Consider the following 21,569-nt stretch of genomic DNA (forward strand, 5'->3'; position numbering starts at 1 on the left):
AAAAGGCCGAAAGGCCTTTTTTTGTTGGCATTTTTTAGGTTTTATTTTGATGTTGAGTGAGCAAATGCAAAAACAAATTGTGGCACGAGCCAAAGTCGATGACAGCTATTTACCTGCCGAGCTTCACCCTGTGATCAAACAAATTTATGCCTCAAGAGGGGTCAAGCATTCACAAGAGCTCAATAACAACGCTGCTTCATTATTAAGTTTTAATTTGCTAAAAGGAATTGATACCGCAAGTGAGATTTTAATTAAGGCATTAAAAAACCAGCAAAAAATACTTATTGTTGGTGATTTTGATGCTGATGGCGCAACCAGTACCGCTACCTTGGTGAGCGGACTTAAAATGTTTGGCTTTTTGCATGTTGATTATCTCGTCCCGAATCGTTTTGAGCTGGGTTACGGTTTAAGCCCAGCGCTTGCAAAGCAAGTGGTTGCGCTCGGTGCTGATTTATTGATCACAGTTGATAATGGCATCTCTTGTGTGGCTGGGGTTGAGATTGTAAAAGCGGCGGGCATGCAAGTGATTGTTACCGATCACCATCTACCCGGAGAGCAATTGCCAGCGGCTGATGCAATTGTTAACCCAAATCAACATGGTTGCAGTTTTCCGTCAAAATCATTGGCGGGTGTTGGTGTTGCTTTTTATTTGCTGGTGGCGCTACGTCATTATTTACGGATAGAACAATGGTTTGCCAATTTAGGGCAAGCAGAACCGAACATTGCTCAGCTCCTTGATTTAGTGGCTTTGGGCACGGTTGCAGATGTAGTGGCTTTAGATGCAAATAATCGTATTTTGGTTCATCAAGGTTTAGCGCGTATTCGTTCAGGGCAAACTCGCCCAGGAATTGCTGCGTTAATTGAAGTGGCAAAACGAATTCCTGCGCGTTTAAGTGCGTCTGATTTTGGTTTTTCACTGGCGCCTAGACTCAATGCAGCAGGGCGCTTAGATGATATGAGTTTAGGTATTGCTTGTTTGCTAAGTCCCGAAATTAATCATGCAAAACGGATAGCGGGAGAACTTGATAGCCTTAATATTGAACGCCGTGAAATCGAGCAAAGCATGCAAGTCGAAGCACAAGTTGCACTCGATAAATTACTCAAAGCGCAGCAAAGTGTGCCCGATGCGGTCTGTTTGTATCAAGATGATTGGCATCAGGGAGTGATTGGTATTTTGGCTGGACGCTTAAAAGAAAAATACCATCGACCCACTATTATTTTTGCCTTAGGTGATAACGATGAATTAAAAGGTTCATGTCGCTCTATTGAAGGCTTGCATATGCGTGATGCACTCGAAGCTATTAATACTCAGCATCCTGATTTAATTATTAAATTTGGTGGACATGCTATGGCTGCAGGATTATCGATTCAGGCAAATAACTTTGAGCGTTTTAAAGCTGTTTTTTTAGATGCTGTTAGCGCAATTTTAACGCCTGAGCATAAACAAAGTTTAGTGCTAACCGATGGTGAGCTACCCAGTGAGTGTTATACCTTAGATTTTGCCCAACTCATTAAGCAATCAGGCCCTTGGGGGCAAGCTTTTGCAGAACCGGTTTTTGCTGATACCTTTATGCTCATTCAGCAACGCTTGGTGGGTGAAAAACATTTAAAGTTGGTACTGAAACATCGCAGTGGTTTATTGCTTGATGCAATTGCATTTAATGTTGATTTACAGCGCTGGCCTAATGCCGCGGTCTCGCAGGTTCATGCCGTGTTTGTGCTTGATATTAACGAGTTTCGTGGCAAATTCAGCCTACAACTATTAGTGCGAGAGCTACAAGGTGCAAACTAAAAGACACTTACATTTTTAGGGTGAAATCACGCTTTCGATTTTTAGTTCTAATTTATTGCTAAAAAAAGCGGGTTAAAGCTCACCAAAGTAGATTTTTTTTGCTAAAATTCGCCGATTTGATAGCTAAGTCCGATTTATTCGTCTTTTAGACTAAAAACGGCCTCATCCTAGTTTTGTTTTTTGGAGTAAATACATGTTTGAAGTGAATCCTGTGATTAATCAAATCAAGGACATCCGCGAACGTACTGACCTTTTACGGGGGTATCTTTGACTACCCTAATAAAAAAGAGCGTTTAGAAGAAGTAAACGGTGAATTAGAAGATTCAAACGTCTGGAATGATCCTGAGAAAGCGCAAACGCTTGGACGTGAGAAGGTCGCTCTTGAAACGGTAGTTGAAACCATTGACGAATTAGATGCCGGCACAGATGATGTTGAAGGCTTAATTGAATTAGCGATTGAAGCTGAAGATTTAGATACGTTTCAAGAAGCTGAAAAAGAAGCGGCCGATTTGGTCGCTAAACTTGAAAAACTTGAATTTCGCCGTATGTTTTCGGGCGATTTTGACCAAAACGATGCTTACCTTGATTTACAATCTGGTTCTGGCGGCACAGAAGCGCAAGATTGGTGTAACATATTGCTGCGTATGTATTTACGCTGGGCTGATGCCAAAGGTTTTAAAGCTGAACTTGTTGAAGCAACTGACGGTGATGTGGCCGGTATTAAAGGCGCAACAGTTCGCATTGTTGGTGAATATGCTTACGGTTGGCTGCGTACCGAAACAGGTGTACACCGCTTAGTTCGTAAAAGTCCATTTGATTCGGGTGGCCGTCGCCATACTTCGTTTGCGTCTGCATTTGTTTACCCAGAAATTGACGACAACATTAAAATTGATATTAATCCTGCTGACTTACGTATTGACGTATACCGTGCATCGGGCGCGGGTGGTCAGCACGTAAATACCACAGAATCTGCGGTACGTATCACTCACTTACCAACCAATACCGTTGTACAGTGTCAGAATGAGCGTTCGCAACATAAGAATAAAGACCAAGCAATGAAGCAGTTAAAAGCTAAGTTGTTTGAACTTGAATTACAAAAGCAAAATGCTGAAAAGCAAACTCAAGAAGATGCAAAATCAGACATCGGTTGGGGAAGCCAAATTCGATCTTATGTACTGGATGATTCTCGTATTAAAGATTTACGTACAGGCATTGAAAACAGAAATACACAAGCCGTCCTAGATGGCGACTTAGATAAATTTATTGAAGCCAGCCTTAAATCTGGCCTATAACCACCAAGCTAAATAAGAGCTATGAACATGACTGATCAAATCCAAGACGAAAATAAGTTAATTGCTGAGCGTCGTGCCAAGTTAGATGCAATTCGCGCCAACTGCCCGGCCAATGGTCATCCAAATACCTTCCGCCGTGAAGATTACACAGCAGATTTAGAAGCTAAGTTTGGTGATAAATCGAAAGAGGAATTAACAGAGCTTCACCACGAAGTGGCCATTGCTGGTCGTATTTTAGCAAAACGTGGCCCGTTCTTTTTATTGCAAGATATGAAAGGCCGCATTCAAGCGTACGCTTCAAAAGACGCACAGCAAGACCTTAAAGCAAAATATGGCCAACTAGACATTGGTGACATTATCTCTGTTAAAGGCCCGTTAAATAAATCAGGTAAAGGCGATTTGTATGTTGATATGGTTGAATATCAACTATTAACTAAATCATTACGCCCATTACCAGAAAAATTCCATGGTTTATCAGACCAAGAAACGAAATATCGTCAGCGTTATGTTGATTTAATCACGAATATGGATACCCGTGAGACGTTCCGTATTCGTTCTAAAGTGATTGATGGCATTCGTCGTTTCTTAGTTGACCGTGACTTCATGGAAGTAGAAACGCCGATGTTGCATATCATCCCAGGTGGCGCATCAGCTCGTCCGTTTGTGACTCATCACAATGCCCTTGATATCGATATGTATTTACGTATTGCACCTGAGCTTTATTTAAAGCGTTTGGTTGTAGGTGGTTTTGAGCGTGTATTTGAAATTAACCGTAACTTCCGTAACGAAGGGTTATCAACACGTCACAATCCTGAATTCACTATGATTGAGTTCTACCAAGCGTATGCAGATTACATCGATATGATGAATCTAACAGAAGACATGCTGCGTACTGTGGCACAAGATGTACTTGGTACAACGTTAATTGTAAACACAGTTAAAAATGCAGACGGCGAAGTGACGGACACCATTGAGTATGACTTTGGTCAACCGTTTACGCGTTTATCGATGTCAGATGCGATTTTAAAATACAACCCAGACTTTAAGCCTGAAGTATTTAAAGATCCTGAAAACCATTTTGAAGAGTTAAAAGCATACGCGAAGCAGCTTCATGTGAAAATTCCTGAAAACTGTGTTTGGGGTCCTGGCAAGTTTTTATGTGAAATCTTTGAAGAAACGGCAGAGCATAAACTAATACAACCTACATTTATTACCGAATACCCGTGGGAAGTATCACCATTAGCTCGTCGTAACGACGAAAATGGATTCATTACCGATCGTTTTGAGTTTTTTGTTGGTGGTCGTGAGCTGGCAAATGGTTTCTCTGAGCTTAATGATGCACAAGATCAAGCTGAGCGTTTCTCTCGTCAAGTAGAAGAGAAAGATGCGGGTGATGATGAAGCAATGCATTATGACGAAGATTATATCCGCGCACTTGAGTTTGGTTTACCACCAACAGCAGGTGAGGGAATTGGTATTGACCGTTTAGTGATGTTATTCACTAATTCATCAACAATTAAAGATGTTCTTTTGTTCCCACACATGCGTCCAGAAGCTGAATAATATTGTTTGATTGAAATAAAAAACGCCGCAAATTTGCGGCGTTTTTTATTGTTTTTATTTATCTTAGTGTGGTTTTGAATACCTAACTTAAAACTCAAATTATTAAAAGTAATCAATAAAGTTGGTGTTTTTATACCATGTTCCGCTGTCGAAGGAACATTAATCATTAGAGTTTGGTTGCTTATCCCTTTTATTGACCGTTTAACATTTTATTGTTTTGTCGATTATTAAAATATTTATTCTTATCTACTAACAGACAAACAAAACGTTAAAAATGAAAGGAAAATAAAATGGAAAACTTTACATCACTCTTAAGCGGTATGTCGGCAATGGAATACGCGATTGTAATTCCCTTAATGTTGGCGATTTATTTTATTCCCACAATTTTGGCATTCTTTTTTAATCGTAAATATTTAAAAGTAATAGCTATTGTTAACGTACCGGCAGGTTTATCTGTGATTGCATGGGGTGGGTTAATTGTTGTTGCGGTAACCGGCAGCGCGTCAGAAACGTTACTAAAGAAACTAAAGTTAGATAAATATATCCCAGCAAAGGCGACTTAATAAGGTAAGCTGTTTTTATTTGTAGAGCTTGAGCTGTAATTTAATTGCGTAATAAGGCAGTAATGAGTATGGTTATTGCGCAATAAATTCAATAAATAAACGGTTCTGTTCAAACTATAGTCATACGACTTAAAATGAACAGAAAAGTGTTTGACTTATTTTCTGAATTCTTTATTATACGCCCCACAAGACGGAGAGGTGGCCGAGTGGCCGAAGGCGCTCCCCTGCTAAGGGAGTATAGGGTTTGTAGCCCTATCGAGGGTTCGAATCCCTCCTTCTCCGCCATTTTAAATGGTTGTCTTGTAAACCGGACGCATAGCTCAGCTGGATAGAGTACTCGGCTACGAACCGAGCGGTCGGAGGTTCGAATCCTCCTGCGTCCACCATCTTTTCTCGATGTAAAAATTGAAGTTCGTTAGTAGGAACTAAAATTACTATCCGATGGATGCATAGCTCAGCTGGATAGAGTACTCGGCTACGAACCGAGCGGTCGGAGGTTCGAATCCTCCTGCGTCCACCATCTTTTCTCGATGTAAAAATTGAAGTTCAATAGTAACGAACTAAAAGTACTTTCCGATGGATGCATAGCTCAGCTGGATAGAGTACTCGGCTACGAACCGAGCGGTCGGAGGTTCGAATCCTCCTGCGTCCACCATCTTTTCTCGATGTAAAAAGGGAAGTTCGTCAGTAGGAACTAAAATTATTTATCCGATGGATGCATAGCTCAGCTGGATAGAGTACTCGGCTACGAACCGAGCGGTCGGAGGTTCGAATCCTCCTGCGTCCACCATCTTTCACTCTAGAGTGAAATAAAAAACCTACCTTGAGTAGGTTTTTTTATGCGTAAAATTTACAATCCGAACTTCTTTTTACCAATCTCCTTTCAAATGATCATCATTAACATTTATATCGTATAGTAAATAGGGTTTTACTGGGAGATCGGTGAGTGATGACATACCGTAAGTTTTTAATTATTTGGCTCTGTTTACTTAGTTTAGGTGGCTGCTCTACAACTTTTGTGTATAACAATCTCCCTTGGTTGTCACATTACTGGCTTAATGATTACGTTGATTTGAATAAGCAGCAAACACAGCAATTTAAAAATGAAATTGAAAAATTACGTACTTGGCATCGCACCGAAGAATTACCTAAATACCAACAGCAATTGGCCCTTATTAAGCAAACAGTATTAACAACTAGTGAACCTAGCCAGTTTTTAATGTGGCGACAACAAACCGAAGCGTTTTGGCAAACCTTAGTTGAGCAAGCTAAAGATCCTTTGGTTGAACTTGCATTGACTTTATCTTTTGAACAAAAGCAGCAGTTTATAGAAAATTTAACCAACAAAATTAACCAGCAAGTAAAAGTGTTAGATAAAAAGAGTGATGCTGATTTGATTGAGGAGCGGGTTGAAAGGGTCACTGATAATTTTAACGATTGGTTAGGAAAATTGACCTCAGAGCAAAAGTCACTGATAAAACAAAATGTACTGGCAACTCAATTAAAACAAAATTTATGGCTCGATTATAAACAGCAGCGTTTAGCTGCGCTTACGAAGCTATTTTTACAACCTACAATCAATGAAACACAATTTCGCTTGCGTTTAACAGACATAATTATTAATCCAGATCAGTTTAAGTCAGAGCAACTACTCGCCTTATCTGCTAGGGACAAACAGCAAAATGCGGCTTTACAGCACACGTTAATAAGTACTTTAACTAAAAAACAGCAGCAGCATTTAATGAAAGAGTTTGATAAGTGGTACAAGGATATTGAAAGCATTGCTAACGAGCAAGGTTAGATTTGATTTGTAACGTTAACATGGGCACAAAGGCGTGATTAAGGTATGATCCTTCTTTTTTGCAAGTGAGCTTTTATGTCATTTAATTTTAGTTTTGTACTTAATAAAGCTTATTTTACTGAGTGTTTTGAGCAATCTGAGCTGATTAACCTTGCGCCTAAACGTAAGTTAATTTTTGCCAGCGGTTTGATTATTTTTGGCCTACTGTTAAATCGTTTTACGGATACAGGGCAATTTGCGGCTTATTTATTGATGGGCATAGGTGTTTTAGAATTTATTGCCTATTACTATCGCAAGCCTTGGTGGGTGACGCGACAGATGTGGAGTCGCTCGGCAAATGTAACTGTGACGCTTATCATCGACGAAGAAAAAATAGCGACTCAAAGTATTTATCATCAACTTGTGATTTATTGGTCTGACTTGGCTGAAGTGATTGATACACCAAAGGGGATTATAGTCGTTACCAGCAAAAATACTCGCCATTATTTATCTAAAGCATATGTTGATGAGCAGGCTATTGCATACATCACACAACAGTTAGCCAGTTAACATCTGTGTCAAATTAAAAAGGGTAAAAGGCTTTTTTCCTTTTACCCAATCATAGTTTAACGATATAACGGGCTCCAAGCACAAGTCCGATAGCCATTTTTTTCAAAATAGAAGTTAGAGCAATAATCGTCGTAGTTGCTATTACCGACATCAACGCGATAGCCACTTATATATGCATTTTGCAACGAGATAAATCGGCCATTATATAAAAGTGACCAATGAACATGCGGGCCACTTGATTGCCCACCTTCACACAGTGCCGCTGAATAATTGTTTGCATAACGACCAAGCCATGCACCAGCCGAAATCACATCACCAGTATTATATTGCACATTATCCATATGATAGTAACTTGTAGCGTAACCACTTGAGTGGGTTACTCGGATATTACATGCCGAATAACGTGTTACTTGGCCACCATGGGAAGCTTGTACCCAAGGGGTATTGCTGCCCCAACCACCAGAGCCATTGTTAAAATCTAACGATGAAAATGGATAGCCGGAACCAGTATTAGAATGTGCGCCGCCGCTGTACCAAGCGCTTCCACTTGGCCAAGGAAATGACATGTAAAAGCTCGCAGCCTGTATTGAAGTCTGAACCGAGGCCGCTAACTGTCTGTTATTTATATCGATTAAAAGCGATTCGCCATTCGATATTTGCGCATAGCTCGATAATAATTGATTAAATTTACTTTGTGCAGGCTGATTCGTCTGTTCTGTTTGCTGCTCGGAAGTAGAAAATAAGCTTTGCAGCGCTAAAGTCGCGGGTGTATTGCTTTGAAGCTGGCTTATTTTGTTATCAGATAAAGCTTGTTCAAATGCATAAAAGCGAGCGCTAAGCTGCAGTGCAATATCTTTTACTTGTTTATCGAAACCGACTTCGTTTGATAGCCCTTTTAATGGTTGTTCAACGTTTGCCTCATTTGGGGTCGATATTAATTGGCTTTGTAACTCGATGAGCGCAATTAGTAGTTTAGGATTGACGCTGCTATAGCCAGCCCAGTGCAAAATAACTTCTTGTTTTGCTAAAAGTGATGGTGCATGTAGTGCAAAATAATTGGGCCAATCAATTTGATTTAGTTGGTTATTAAATAAAAACGTATTTGAATCGATCACTTGCAGGCTATTGGTTTTTAACGCTGCTAAGTGTTGTTTAGAAAGCTTGAACACATCTTTTTGATGGCTATCTGCAAAAATCGATGGGCTAAACAAAGAGGCAAGTAGTAAGGTTGCACTGCTTAGCTTAGCAATTTGTTGATGTTTTTTCATTATTGCTCCTAGAGTTTGTACCTGTAAGTGGTTTTTATACTCTAGGTAATTGTTATAAAAATGTAATAGTCTTTATTTGTTCCTTTTATGGGTTTTTATTCTAAGTTCATTTTTAGCATAATGTAGAGTTTTGTTTACTTTTTATTCGCTGTAGCTTTTTATAATTCTAAATCGAGCGTGGCTATAAAAAATTAGTATTTATAATCATTTGGTTAGCAGTGGATTGTCTCGCAGTTATTCGAGTCTTCACTAAAAAATGGCTTGCTTATCTTAAATTATTCACTTTTTATTCATGCTCTAGCTTACGTAAACGTCAATGTGTTTTTCGTGTTTTTGGTCTGACCAATTGATCTTGTTATTGAGTTGTTTTATTTTTTTCATTTTATTAATTATGCTGGTTATCTTACTGAATCATCTATTTTATATAGATTTTAGCTATATCCAATATTTTTAAAGCTTATAACATGATGAAAAATCCCCATGTTGTTGGCTGTTAAATTAATGTTGATTATGTTAGTTTGTGTTTAATTGGTTTTACCAATTGACAATGTTTATTTGCTTGTTAGTATGGTTTTATTCATTTTTAGTGAATATTTATTGTTTTTGGTGGTTTTTTATTAGCTTATTCATGGGGGTGAGGGAATGGATATAGCGTCGTCGTTGATGCAAGCGGCAAACATAATGCTAACAGGCATGGTGGTTGTTTTTATCTTTTTAGCTATTTTAATCGGTGCCATCAAATTGATGACTCATTTGGTGGGGCAAGAACCTGAACCGCTAAAACCAAAAAAGTCTGCCGGTTTTAAATCAGCTGCAGTACCCAATGCACATATCGCTGCTATTTCTGCAGCAGTTCATCAATATCGTAATCAAGAAAAATAATAAGGGCGAGAGATGTCAAAACTAAAGCTAACCGAACTCGTTTTACGCGACGCACACCAATCATTATTAGCAACCCGTTTGCGTTTAGAAGATATGTTACCAATTGCTGAAAAGCTCGATCAAGCAGGTTATTGGTCAATTGAATCTTGGGGTGGTGCAACGTTTGATTCTTGTATTCGATACCTTGGTGAAGATCCTTGGCACCGTATTCGAGCGCTAAAAAAAGCCATGCCAAATACCAAACAACAAATGTTGTTGCGTGGTCAAAACTTGCTTGGTTATCGTCATTATGCTGATGATGTGGTTGAAAAGTTTGTTGAGCGCGCGCACCATAATGGTGTTGATGTATTTCGTATTTTTGATGCGATGAACGATGTTCGTAATCTTGAAACTGCAATAAAAGCGGCGATTAAAGTTGGTGCTCATGCTCAAGGCACTATTTCATACACTGTAAGTCCGGTCCACACTTTAGATATGTGGCTCACACTTGCCAAGCAACTTGAAGATATGGGCTGTCATTCAATTTGTATTAAAGATATGGCTGGATTATTAAAGCCATACGATGCAGAAACGCTGATCAAAGCACTTAAAGAAACGGTATCGGTACCAATCGCAATGCAGTGCCATGCCACAACGGGTTTAAGCACAGCCACCTATCAAAAAGCAATTGATGCGGGTATTGATATGCTCGATACCGCTATCTCATCAATGAGTATGACTTATGGTCATAGCGCTACAGAAACAATCGTTTCAATTGTTGAAGGCACCGCGCGTGATACCGGATTAAATCTTGCCGAGCTTGAAGAAATTGCGGCCTATTTTCGTGATGTTCGTAAAAAATATGCTGCTTTTGAAGGAAGCCTCAAAGGGGTTGATGGCCGTATTTTATTGGCGCAAGTACCCGGTGGTATGCTAACAAATATGGAAAATCAGCTCAAAGAGCAAGGCGCGGGCGATAAGCTAGACCAAGTGCTACTTGAGATCCCTAAAGTGCGAGAAGAGTTAGGCTTTTTGCCATTAGTAACACCAACCTCACAAATTGTTGGTACTCAAGCAGTTTTAAATGTACTAACGGGTGAGCGTTATAAAACCATCACCAAAGAAACTGCTGGTGTGCTTAAAGGTGAATATGGTGCCACTCCTGCTCCAGTTAATTTAGCGCTTCAAGAGCGTGTTTTAGCGGGCGGTGAAGCCATTACTTGTCGACCTGCTGATTTAATTAAGCCTGAGCTCGATATTCTCGAAAAAGAGTTATTAGAACTGGCTGAAAAAGAAAACATTACACTCGCAGATGAAGCAATTGATGATGTTTTAACCTATGCCTTATTCCCGCAAATTGGCTTAAAGTTTTTAAAGAATAAAAATAATCCAGCGGCATTTGAACCTGTACCATGTGGTGAGACTCCAGCAAAAGCAGAGGTAAAAGCGACTGCTGCTCAAGCTGTTGGTTCAACTGAACATTACAGTGTTCAAGTTGATGGTAAAGTTTATGATGTAATTGTTGCACCCAATGGCCAATTAAAAGATGTACAGCTTAAAGACAGCGAATTAATCCCGCAGTCAGCATCACTTGAGGGTGGTGAAACACTTAATGCACCTCTAACAGGCAATATTTTTAAAGTGAAAGTGAAACCTGGTCAGCAAGTTGAGCGTGGTGATGTGGTGATCATCATGGAAGCAATGAAAATGGAAACTGAAATCAGAGCAGTAAGCTCAGGCACAATTGCTGAAATTTTCACATCAGAAGGTGACTCAGTCACAACTGGTGAGCCTTTGTTGTCCTTAGTGTAGAGGTTTTTATGGAAGCATTATTGAGTTTATGGCACGCCACAGGGCTTGCCAATTTTGAGCTGCCCCAGCTACTGATGATTATGGTTGGATGTTTATTGCTTTATTTAGCGATTGCTAAAGGTTTTGAACCATTACTTTTATTACCAATTGGTTTCGGTGCCGTTTTAACCAATATCCCACTGGCTGGTTTATCAGATGAAGGTGGTTTGCTGTATTACGTTTATCATATTGGGATTGATACTGGGGTTTTCCCATTGTTGATTTTTATGGGTGTTGGAGCATTAACAGATTTTAGTGCCTTGATTGCAAATCCAAAAATGTTGTTATTGGGCGCGGCCGCACAATTTGGTATTTTTGCTACTTTATTTGGTGCAATTTTACTCAACTTTATACCTGGTTTTGAATTTTCATTGGCCGATGCGTCTGCGATTGCAATTATCGGTGGTGCTGATGGCCCAACTGCTATTTTCTTAGCCTCAAAGCTTGCCCCTGATTTGCTTGGTGCAATTGCGGTTGCTGCTTATTCTTATATGGCACTTGTGCCAATTATTCAGCCTCCGATCATGCGCGCTTTAACGACTGAGGCTGAGCGGAATATTCAAATGCCACAATTACGCACAGTGTCTAAAAAAGAGAAAATTATTTTTCCACTGTTAGTTTTGTCGTTAACCATAATGTTTTTACCTGCAGCAGCCCCCTTAATTGGTATGTTTTGTTTAGGTAACTTGATGCGTGAATCGGGAGTAGTCGACCGATTATCAAATACAGCCCAAAATGAGCTTATTAATATTACCACTATATTTTTAGGTTTAGCTGTAGGTTCTAAATTAGCGGCCGATAAGTTCTTAACCGTCGAGACCTTAGGTATTTTAGTGCTTGGGGCTATTGCTTTTGGTATTGGAACTGCTTCAGGGGTATTTATGGCGCGCTTAATGAATAAGCTTTCTAAAACTCCGATTAACCCACTTATAGGCGCAGCAGGTGTTTCGGCTGTGCCGATGGCGGCGAGGGTGGTAAATAAAGTTGGTTTAGAGGCTAATCCTCATAACTTTTTGTTAATGCATGCTATGGGGCCAAATGTGGCGGGTGTGCTTGGTAGTGCCGTTGCTGCGGGTATTTTACTTGCGCTTGTCGGATAAGTTTTTGTGATACGTCTCCCAACGTAGATACTTTTAGCGGCCAATAGGCCGCTTTTTTTATGTTAGTATTCTTGGTCGCAGATTTTTGGAGTGCTTAAAGTTTATGAATGCCGTTATATTAATTATTGTATTGTTTGGTACATTACTGGTTTTATTACCCTTAATTGAGCGATTTGGCCCTCGGTATTCACCTGAAAAAATGGCCAAAATCAGTCGTTGGATTTGGCCATTATTGATGATTTTATTATTCACTCAATTGCTAAAAGCAATGCTTGGGTGAGTAGTTGACTCATCGGCAATTAAGTCTTTTGGTTTGGCACTATCACCTAAACGATAATCACAAACACCATCAGGAAAGATAGCCGCTAATTGTTCTTGATAGGGTTTCATATCATGATTGCCATATAAACCTGCTTGTATTGCAGTGGCTACCGACACGGTATGGCATTTAAAAATACTACCAGACCAAGGGCCTCCGGCTTGAATACGGCTATTTGAATAAATGGGAAATTGTTTAGCGCAGTCACCTTGCTGTTGTTGATTCCATTTATCATTCCACACATCCTCACCTTTAGCGATGACCGAACCATCAGCAGCAAAGCAGCGATCACTCACTTGCTCTTGATTTAAGCTTTCAGGCTGTAAAAGCCATTTATCCATTGCTAAAAAGGCCTCTTCAAGCGGGGTATAAGCAGGATCTGCAATCCAAATTTTATGATTGTGAATACTCCCTGTTTGCTCTGCAATCCGAAGGCGGGTGGCAAACGCAGTAGACACATGATGCATATTAAGTTGCGGCTCTAAATAGTGATGGATATCAATGGTTGGAATGTCGTTAAAACCTAAAAACACCTGCCCGTAACGATATGCACGTTCAATAGCACTTAAAGAGGCTTTACTACGTTTAGCTGGGCGCTCATCTGCTTGATTAATATTATGATTACTCCACTGACTTAACCAAATACCAATGTTGGTAAATGGAACAAATAGTAGTTGTTCTTTTTTCATTTGATGCGCAGGTTTCCAGCCACCAATTTGATAATTTAAATCAATAAATTGCTGTGGGGTGATTTGATTGTTTTGCAGTGCAACTAAGCCATACTGAACTGCCTGATTATCCCAAATTGAATTAGCAAAGCCATGTTGGTCTTTGCCAAATACATTGGCCAAATCTTGCCAATAACTCCAATGCGTTATCTCTTTTACATTAGGACTAAAGTTTGGTTTGAGAAAGCCTTGATCTGGGTTGTTTACTAGCGCACTTAAACCAAAATAACCATTAATACATTCACTGTAATTTTTGGGTAAATAAGGCTTTTTAAGATGAAGTAGTTGGTTTATTGGATAAAAAAACCAAGATTTATGCTCAGTTTCATTATTGTTGAGCCCTTCGATTGCTAATTTTCGTTCACTATTATCCCAAAAGGCTAAATCGCTGCGAAAAGTATAATAGTTATTAAATAAGTCACAATCGAGTGCATAAAGCGTTTGGCTGACCATATCTGGATAAGAATACAATGGTAATGCACCATCAATTAATCCAGGCGCATTTTGGGCAAGTAGATATTGAGCAAGCCCACCACCTGAACCACCGATCCCAACGGTATAAAGTGGTTTGCCATATAAAGCAATAAACTGCTTTTTAACTCGTGTGGCAGTTTCTTCAGCTTGGAGCATATTGTAGGTATAACTGGTTTTATTACCTGAGCTTGAAATAACCGCATACCCTTTTTTTAATTGGTTAAAACGACGTTCAATTAACTGAGTTGGGTCGAGTTTTCCCTGTAAAAAGCCAATGCCAACACCACCGGCAAATTGATAGATTAAACGTTTATTCCACAGTGAACTGGCTGTTCTATCCGTCACTTCTGGCAATGTGATAGGCATCATAATGACGTAGATATAGCGATTAATAGATCCTTGTTCAACACGTAATAAAATATCTGTTTCGTTGAGTTTAAGTGTTTTTAAATCATGTACTTCCTGATATTGCTTTTCATTTTTTGCGACATAAAAGCGAATTTGTGTTTTCACTAAACAATCTTTACTGAAACCTAAAACTTGGGGAGTGAGCTGACCATTTTTTTCTTTAAATACAGGAGTGCCTAATAGTTCGTGATTATCTATTTCAGGCTGTCCAAGACCAGATTCATACGATGAGCAAGCAAATGGATAGCTTAAATCGCCAGAGTAAAGCGGTAAATAAGGACCGATCTCACCTTGTTTAATCGGAAATTCAAATGTCTCAGAGGGTCTTGGCGTGTAACGAATATGATGATTAATGTTAAGTAGTGGTGCCTTAACTGTGTTAGCCACCGTAAGTACTTGCCGATGCTGATAAGGAGTATCACTGCAAGTAGTTAAGGTTAATGTACAGAGTAAAAATGGAAATAACGACTTAGAAAAGTTCATATAGACCTCCTAATACAACCTATAACTAAGTATAGGTAATCTTAAATTGACTTATGAACTTTAATTTTTACTCTTTGGGTTGGTTGAGCTCAGTCAGCTGGCAAAGTTGCTCTATTCCAATCAATACTCGCTCGGTATAACGATGTAAAAAGTCTGGGTTAATATAATAAATTCGTTGGTTTTTTACCGCATTTATCATAGGTAATCGCTGCCATATCTCACCTTGACCGCTATTACTATTTTTATCTGAAATAATAATGATATCAGGATTTTTCATCATGACTTGCTCTTTGTTGACGGTTGGGTAAGCAACTTGATGCTCCGCAAAAGGGTTGCTTAACGCACAAACATCAAGCAGGTTCTGGATCCAATTATCACCATTGGCAGTAATTAATGGGGAATTCCATACTTGAAAAAACGTATTTTGTTTTGCTCTGTTTTGATATTGATTGCGCAATTGGCTTAGCTTTTCTTCAAAGCGCGAGGTGATAACATGTGCTTGCGCTTCGGTTTTAGTCAGTACCGCAACCTTATTGAGCTCAGTTGTAATGTCGGCCAACATTGTAGGTTGTGAAATATGTACTTTAATACCCAGATGCTCTAGTTTTTCAATTTGACCTTGTTGAACGCCTCCTTGCCATACCAACACCAAATCAGGCTCTAAGCGCACTAATGCATCTAAGTTAATGCCATTGACATCAGAGACTATCGGTTTATTTAACGCATCAGCAGGGTAATCACTGTAGGCACTCACTGCAACTATCTTATCTCCCAAACCCAGAGAGTAAACCCATTCGGTAAGGTGGGGAGCTAAGGTTGCGATGCGTTCAAAGGCTAAAGAGTTAAAAGAGAGGGAGCATAAAAGCACAATAAAAAAGCATTTTTTAAGTAAGTGCGACAAAAAGAATCTCCAAAAAAATAATCAGGATTAACCAAAAAAATCGAACTTGGTTAATCACATTGAAACTGAGTATTAAATCAGTCACTTGAGGTAATGAGTGCTGACTGATCCGCATTTTTGCATATCGCCTTTTTTGGTACAAGGCTGGGCCACCTAATTGAATTTGCAATGTGCTGCTCATTGCGCTCAGTAGCCAGCCACTGTTTTTATCATAATAAAATTGACCATACTTTTTGATGTTTTGCCAAGGGGTTGCAATGGCTTTTCTTAAAATGAGAGATAAACAAAGTAAGCGGATAGGTACAAATTCAATTAAATAAATCAGCGTATCTACGGGGCGCAATAGCGGGCTATTAATAGGCGTTTTTTTCGACCAAGTTTGACGAGTTATTTGCAATAAACGATAACCAAGGGCGACATAAGCTCCAAAAAACAAATATAAAAATACGATCACAAAATAATGACGAGCAAAGCGTAAGGTGAGCGTTTCAATGCTTGCTTTAATAATACCAAGAGATGATAACGTATCGGTTTGCCTTCTTAACCAAGGCTTTAAAATATCCCTCGCGGTGGATTTTTGATTATGCATTAGTAAAGATGGAATTTTAGCTAGGCTTTGTTTTAGCGGTTGAAAATCAAGGCTGATATACAAAATGAGCCCTGCAAACCACTGTGGATAATGTGCAAAAGAGATAATGCCGAAACACAGGGCCAATACCAGTGCTGCGGGTAAAACAGCACCCAAAGTGCCAGCCAAATATTGATACCAAGTTGGATTATTGGCTTGATAAATACGGGTTCTGATGTTTTGGATGATGAGTTGATAAAGCGTCAGCGGGTGGTAGCTCTTAGCGAGTGGCAAAAAGCGCTCAGCGCAAATTGCCACCAGTAAGATGATTAAGCCCAAAAAAGGTTGGACAAAATCGAGAGACACTTACAGGCTCACACCTTGTAAGTTATTAAGTAAAGCAGTAACCATTTTTGATGAGTTCTCTGAAGCCGTCACTAAATAAGCTTCAAACGAATCTGGTGATTCTTTACCAGCAATATCCGATAACGAGCGAATAACCACAAATGGAGTATTCAATTGATGGCAAGTTTGCGCGATAGCAGCGCCTTCCATTTCTACTGCAAGCATAGTTGGGAACTGTGAGCGTGTAGTCTCAATGCGCACAGGATCACACATAAACGAATCACCAGTACAAATTAACCCAGTCATGGTTTTGATATTGCCAAGGCTTTCAATCGCCTTTTGTGCTGCACTAATCAGCGTTGGGTGAGCGGCAAATCCTGCCGGCATCTGCGGTACTTGGCCAATTTCATAACCAAAAGCGGTGACATCGACATCGTGGTGACGCACTTCTGATGAAATCACAACATCACCTACATTTAAGCTTTGTTCAAAACCACCGGCTGAACCCGTATTAATTACACAATCTGGGCTAAAGCGTTCAATTAATAATGTCGTTGCAATACAAGATGCTACTTTACCAATGCCTGATTGCACTAAGGTAACGGTTTGATCAGCAAGTAAGCCAGTAAAAAAAGTAAAACCTGCAATTTGTGTGCTTGTTACGTCTGTCATCGCGTCGCGTAAAATAGCAACTTCAGGCTCCATAGCGCCAATAATACCAATTTTCATAGAGAGTTATCCTAAATCAAGATGGGCTGATTATACTGCTTCAAGATAAAAAATGCGAAGTTACGAGCGAAGTGTTTTGGTCTTTAAATAAAAAAGTCGCCATAGGTTTGGCGACTTTGATTGCTTCGTTTTAGGTTTAAACCTGAGCAAGTGCCGTTGAGTTGCTTGCTTTTATTTGTGTCGGCGATAAAACTGCCGGACGCATAATCGTTTTTGCTTTTACAATAGGTTGACGTACAGCCTTTTTGCCAAGTTTAAATAAAATAGCTTGGCGCACTTCTGATGATTTATATCCTGCTTTTACTTTCATACGGATGTGTGGAATCCCTGCAGATTCAAGTGCCCCGCCAACAAACCAGTCTTTTTGCGCTTTATGGCCTTCTTTATTGTTGTTATTGACTAAATCAATTGCAGCAACAATATTGAAGTTTTGTTTATCCAGTAAAACAAAGTCTAACTGTTTGTTTTTAGCTTTTGCTAAAGCCATTCGTTTAGATTTGACTGATATTCCTGATTTAAAATCAATAATATCAACAAGCTTTACTCGACTGACAATTTTGTAATCTTCACCAACAGATTGCTCGAGTAGAGCAAGAAAAGATTTTTCGACTTGAGTGAATAAGGTTGATTTACTTTTAAAGGGGTAGGGATTACCGTTATCTGTCATTCGACCTGCAATCACCGCAGCAATGACAACTAAAATTAAGATTGATAACAAGACAAATTCCATAGAAACTCCAAGACAACAAATTGACACTTGAATTCTTTAAGCACTTTTTGTGCCAAATTATCTGTGTCAAATGTAATAAAATCGAGGAGTTATCTGGGACAGCAGAAGGTCAAGACCTGCTCTATATTCAATGTCGCTTTAGGCTCGGTATCCGTTGGTAATACCTTTGACTGCAATACTGACAGCGTCATGTGCATGAAGCGACTCGTAATGATTGACTCGTAACCAAAAATCAGCAAAAGAGGTGTTTTGGTTTAATACGTGTTTAACTTTTCGTGCCGCATCTTCGCAAAACATTAAGTTTTGACCATTTAAACGAGCAAACTCTTGTTCATCCTCACGTTTTACTGCAGCTTGAACAGGGGTTTTAAGTTCATTTTCCAGTGCATCAACTAAACCCAAAATATCAAACTCAGAGCTAGTGTTTGCTAATTTCACTTTAATTTGAGCCACAGAGCGCTGTGAGTGAGGTGTGGCAACAATGCCTTGGGTTGTTCCTAACCAGTCTAGCACTTGTGCTTTATCTACCGCCGATTCAGTAAAGCGTTGTTCAAACGATTGCTGAATCAATTGGCGGGCTAACGCTGCCGAACAAGGGCATGTTGATGAATAAGTTACAGCAACGCTCAATTCTAAAGTAACGGCATTGTCTTTAAATGTTGCATTTATTTCAACTGGATAGGCTTTCCAGCCAGTTTTACCACTTAATAATGAACTGCGACGTAAATGATAATCAAATTTAAGATTAACTTGCGCTTGATTGCTGAGGTCATTGTGGCTACTAATAAATTGATCAAGCAAACCGCATAGTGATTGCGGGGTGAGCGTAGTTTGGTTTGACAACTCATCTAATGCTAAATACAAACGAGACATATGAATGCCTTTTGCTTGTGGGTCGGTTAAATTAACAAAGGCTTCTGCTTTGGCTGAAACATGCTGCTCAGCACAATGTTTGCTGCTTACCATTAAAGGTAACTCAATTTGGCTCATGCCAACCCAATCTAAAGTACCTTCTTGTAATGCCTCGGCTGTGTGGGCAATGTCAGGCATGATTTTTTGCATTGGTGGTGTACTCCAAAATAACCGGTGCGGAAAAACGCGCCATTCTACAATAAAATTTGCAGCGGTGCTGTTTTTCAATAGTGAAAAAAAGCCATGTTTGTGCAAAATACCTTACAAATTTACTCAAGTATTATTGTGTAGTGAAGTTAAAAACGATAAACAGCATAAAAATTAGTGTATTAAGGCAAGTTAAATTCAATTTAAAGATAAAATCATCGAGGATCTAAGGTATATTCTTTTAACTAACCAGAGTTATTGATAGAATAGGGTTTGCTATTGTGCGTGCATTATTACTGCCGATTGTTTAACCTAAATTATTTAAAAATAATAATAAAAATGGTGTTTTTTGATGAATATTCGTAAAACTAAGCCCCTCGCTAATCTGTTTTTTGGTCTTTCTACCATTTTTTATTTACACACTGGCGTTGCACAAGAGCAAGCCAGTTTGTTTTTGTTTGGTCAAGAACTTGAAGTTTGCTCAAGTGAAAATACCCAATTTTGCGCCAAAAGTAAAATAACAAAAGGTTTTGACGAGTCAGCAAAACTAGGCCCTATTTACGCGATTACCGATGAAGCGATTTCTCGTTTATCTGATATTAACTGGACTGAGCAACCTGAATTAAAAGCGCAAACAATAGCATTGTTAAAAGCGATAAAACCCGAAATTAATGATAAACAACTCTCCGAGCGAGACTTTGTGAGAATTCTTCGTCGCAGTTCATTTTCTTATGGCGATGAGATATTTAAAGGGCGTGATGTTTGGTCTGGTTTATTTGAATTTGAAAAAAATAATCTATTTGATTTATTAGAACAAAAGCAAAGTAATCGTTCAGCTAAGCGTTTAAAAACTGAGGTTGATTTAGCATCAACAGAAAATGAAACCGCCATGTTAGCTTACCAGGCGTTTTACCAGCAAGCTAAGCAAGTTGCAGGTTCTAAGCGAAAGCCGCGGGTTGCTTTTGTAACTGGTGGTAATCGCGATCCTTATCAAAAAGTTGATTATTATTACGAGTTATTTAACCAGTTAGGTTTTGAAGCAATTTGGTTGCCGTTAGATGCAGCAATGCAAACAGTCATGTCGGTTAAAGATTATGATAACAATGCCTGCGATAGTCTTTCACAATTACAAGTACAAAAACTCGCCAGTTTTAGACGTGATATTCTGTATCCCGATTTATTTAATCAGCAGCTCACCTTGTGTAAAAAGAAGGAGGGTTTAATCAATGAGTTAAAACGAGCTGATGCGATTTATATTGCCGATGGTAGCCCGTTACTCACTTCTCATGCTTTTTATACTCCTACTGGAGAACCAAGTGTCGAGTTATTAAAAATCAAAGAGATGCTAGCAAATAACCAACTGATAGTCGGCGTTGAAGGCCAAACGGTAAACATGCTTGCCAGTCAAAATGTTATTTTATCAGGCGAGGGCGTACAAACGTTTGTTGAGCCAACAACAGCGATTTTTAATGCTTCTGAAGCATGTAATCTTGGTGTTGACTGTATTTCATTAGAAGCCGAAAGAACACTTACTTATTTAAACCAAGGCATATTGGATTTATTTCCATACGGTATTTTAGATAATCAAATCACCTCTTTAGCCCGTGAAACTCGCCTATTAAAGACGGCATACGCCACCAAAACTCGTTTTGCTTTTGGTTTAGAAAAACAAACAGCGGTTTCAATTGCCATTGAGCATTCAGAAAAAGGCGATAGCCTTAATTTAGAAGTGATTGGTCGTGGCGGCATCTGGGTATTTGATACCAAAAACGGTAATTTACAAACAGGTTCAATGGCGAGTGATGAGTTTGTTAGTCATTACTTTACCCATCAAGATAAATTTATGTTTAGAAATAACGCGGTATCTCATGATATTGCTAGTTGGAAAGTTGCCACGCGATTAAATAGTGCAAATCCAACGGTTACTTCAGCTCAGCCTTTTGCGCGAAATAACTTTTATAAATTTAATCAAATGCTGTGTAATACAGGTGCATCTTCGGCGCAGGCAAATGGTCAACTGCAAGAAATAAACTATACTTTGCAATTGGTTAAAGATGCAAGTAGCACCGCTAGACAAGGTGCTTTATTACTTGATGGTCGAAGCGAAACCGTTTGTTCATTTAGTGGTGTGAGCAATAAAATATTAGTTAATTAGCCTGCTTTTATTCTAATTGTGCAGGGAAAG

At 39.2% G+C, this 21,569-nt stretch carries 18 protein-coding genes and 5 tRNA genes; 16 read left to right on the forward strand and 7 right to left on the reverse strand.

What is annotated here, in order from left to right; translation table 11 throughout:
- Nucleotides 1–64: 64 nt before the first annotated feature.
- The 11 genes from recJ (at nt 65) to PTUN_RS04660 (ending at nt 7,560) form a co-directional block, all read left to right on the forward strand.
- Nucleotides 65–1,792 (forward strand): single-stranded-DNA-specific exonuclease RecJ, encoded by a 1,728-nt coding sequence (gene recJ, locus PTUN_RS04610; protein ID WP_040643952.1) that lies wholly within the window; start codon nt 65–67, stop codon nt 1,790–1,792.
- Nucleotides 1,793–1,985: 193 nt separating this feature from the next.
- A protein-coding gene (gene prfB / locus PTUN_RS04615; protein WP_096035236.1) for a peptide chain release factor 2 occupies nt 1,986–3,084 on the forward strand; the annotation gives its coding sequence in 2 pieces (ribosomal slippage) (nt 1,986–2,060 and nt 2,062–3,084; 1,098 coding nt in all).
- Nucleotides 3,085–3,111: 27 nt separating this feature from the next.
- Nucleotides 3,112–4,647 (forward strand): lysine--tRNA ligase, encoded by a 1,536-nt coding sequence (lysS, locus tag PTUN_RS04620; RefSeq protein ID WP_009838541.1) that lies wholly within the window; start codon nt 3,112–3,114, stop codon nt 4,645–4,647.
- 290 nt (nt 4,648–4,937) lie between these two features.
- Entirely contained in the window at nt 4,938–5,210 is a 273-nt protein-coding gene (locus PTUN_RS04625; RefSeq protein ID WP_009838542.1) for a superinfection immunity protein, read from the forward strand.
- Between the two features lie 192 nt (nt 5,211–5,402).
- Nucleotides 5,403–5,495, forward strand: a tRNA-Ser gene (locus tag PTUN_RS04630).
- Between the two features lie 24 nt (nt 5,496–5,519).
- A tRNA-Arg gene (locus PTUN_RS04635) sits at nt 5,520–5,596 on the forward strand.
- Between the two features lie 57 nt (nt 5,597–5,653).
- Nucleotides 5,654–5,730, forward strand: a tRNA-Arg gene (locus PTUN_RS04640).
- 58 nt (nt 5,731–5,788) lie between these two features.
- Nucleotides 5,789–5,865: transfer RNA gene (locus PTUN_RS04645), tRNA-Arg, on the forward strand.
- A gap of 58 nt (nt 5,866–5,923) precedes the next feature.
- A tRNA-Arg gene (locus tag PTUN_RS04650) sits at nt 5,924–6,000 on the forward strand.
- Nucleotides 6,001–6,159: 159 nt separating this feature from the next.
- Nucleotides 6,160–7,011 carry a DUF6279 family lipoprotein gene (locus PTUN_RS04655; protein WP_009838543.1) on the forward strand — a complete coding sequence of 284 codons (852 nt, stop codon included), beginning with the start codon at nt 6,160–6,162 and terminating at the stop codon, nt 7,009–7,011.
- Nucleotides 7,012–7,086: 75 nt separating this feature from the next.
- A complete protein-coding gene (locus PTUN_RS04660) occupies nt 7,087–7,560 on the forward strand; it encodes a YcxB family protein (RefSeq protein WP_009838544.1) in 474 nt (157 codons plus the stop codon).
- Between the two features lie 56 nt (nt 7,561–7,616).
- Here PTUN_RS04660 and PTUN_RS04665 read toward each other — a convergent pair whose 3' ends face one another.
- Entirely contained in the window at nt 7,617–8,828 is a 1,212-nt protein-coding gene (locus PTUN_RS04665) for a M23 family metallopeptidase (RefSeq protein ID WP_009838545.1), read from the reverse strand.
- A 642-nt stretch (nt 8,829–9,470) separates the two neighbouring features.
- Between PTUN_RS04665 and PTUN_RS04670 the strand changes: the two genes are divergently transcribed.
- From PTUN_RS04670 to PTUN_RS21930, 4 genes are all read left to right on the forward strand, one after another.
- Nucleotides 9,471–9,710 carry an OadG family protein gene (locus tag PTUN_RS04670; RefSeq protein WP_040643929.1) on the forward strand — a complete coding sequence of 80 codons (240 nt, stop codon included), beginning with the start codon at nt 9,471–9,473 and terminating at the stop codon, nt 9,708–9,710.
- 12 nt (nt 9,711–9,722) lie between these two features.
- On the forward strand, nt 9,723–11,501 hold the full coding sequence (gene oadA / locus PTUN_RS04675; RefSeq protein ID WP_009838547.1) for a sodium-extruding oxaloacetate decarboxylase subunit alpha: 1,779 nt from the start codon (nt 9,723–9,725) through the stop codon (nt 11,499–11,501).
- Between the two features lie 8 nt (nt 11,502–11,509).
- Nucleotides 11,510–12,640, forward strand: a complete 1,131-nt coding sequence (locus PTUN_RS04680; RefSeq protein WP_009838548.1) for a sodium ion-translocating decarboxylase subunit beta — start codon at nt 11,510–11,512, stop codon at nt 12,638–12,640.
- A 103-nt stretch (nt 12,641–12,743) separates the two neighbouring features.
- Nucleotides 12,744–12,920, forward strand: a complete 177-nt coding sequence (locus PTUN_RS21930) for a hypothetical protein (RefSeq protein ID WP_009838549.1) — start codon at nt 12,744–12,746, stop codon at nt 12,918–12,920.
- Here the strand turns inward: PTUN_RS21930 and PTUN_RS04685 are convergent.
- The 6 genes from PTUN_RS04685 to folE2 form a co-directional block, all read right to left on the reverse strand.
- Nucleotides 12,893–15,052: a DUF6351 family protein gene (locus PTUN_RS04685; RefSeq protein ID WP_009838550.1), complete on the reverse strand. Its 2,160-nt coding sequence runs from the start codon at nt 15,050–15,052 to the stop codon at nt 12,893–12,895. The genes PTUN_RS21930 and PTUN_RS04685 overlap by 28 nt on opposite strands.
- A gap of 67 nt (nt 15,053–15,119) precedes the next feature.
- Nucleotides 15,120–15,920 carry a cobalamin-binding protein gene (locus PTUN_RS04690; protein WP_240434400.1) on the reverse strand — a complete coding sequence of 267 codons (801 nt, stop codon included), beginning with the start codon at nt 15,918–15,920 and terminating at the stop codon, nt 15,120–15,122.
- A 16-nt stretch (nt 15,921–15,936) separates the two neighbouring features.
- A complete protein-coding gene (locus tag PTUN_RS04695; RefSeq protein WP_009838552.1) occupies nt 15,937–16,887 on the reverse strand; it encodes a cobalamin biosynthesis protein CobD/CbiB in 951 nt (316 codons plus the stop codon).
- Complete coding sequence (mtnN, locus tag PTUN_RS04700) at nt 16,888–17,595, reverse strand: 5'-methylthioadenosine/S-adenosylhomocysteine nucleosidase (RefSeq protein WP_009838553.1); 708 nt, start codon at nt 17,593–17,595, stop codon at nt 16,888–16,890.
- Nucleotides 17,596–17,731: 136 nt separating this feature from the next.
- Nucleotides 17,732–18,325, reverse strand: coding sequence for a DUF2726 domain-containing protein (locus PTUN_RS04705; protein WP_009838554.1), 594 nt, complete (start codon nt 18,323–18,325; stop codon nt 17,732–17,734).
- 138 nt (nt 18,326–18,463) lie between these two features.
- Complete coding sequence (gene folE2, locus PTUN_RS04710; protein WP_040643954.1) at nt 18,464–19,387, reverse strand: GTP cyclohydrolase FolE2; 924 nt, start codon at nt 19,385–19,387, stop codon at nt 18,464–18,466.
- Between the two features lie 349 nt (nt 19,388–19,736).
- On the opposite strand from folE2, the gene PTUN_RS04720 reads away from it, so the two are divergent.
- Entirely contained in the window at nt 19,737–21,539 is a 1,803-nt protein-coding gene (locus PTUN_RS04720; RefSeq protein WP_009838556.1) for a type 1 glutamine amidotransferase family protein, read from the forward strand.
- The last annotated feature ends 30 nt before the right edge of the window (nt 21,540–21,569 follow it).

The sequence above is a fragment of the Pseudoalteromonas tunicata genome, assembly GCF_002310815.1.
Taxonomy (GTDB): Bacteria; Pseudomonadota; Gammaproteobacteria; order Enterobacterales; family Alteromonadaceae; genus Pseudoalteromonas; species Pseudoalteromonas tunicata.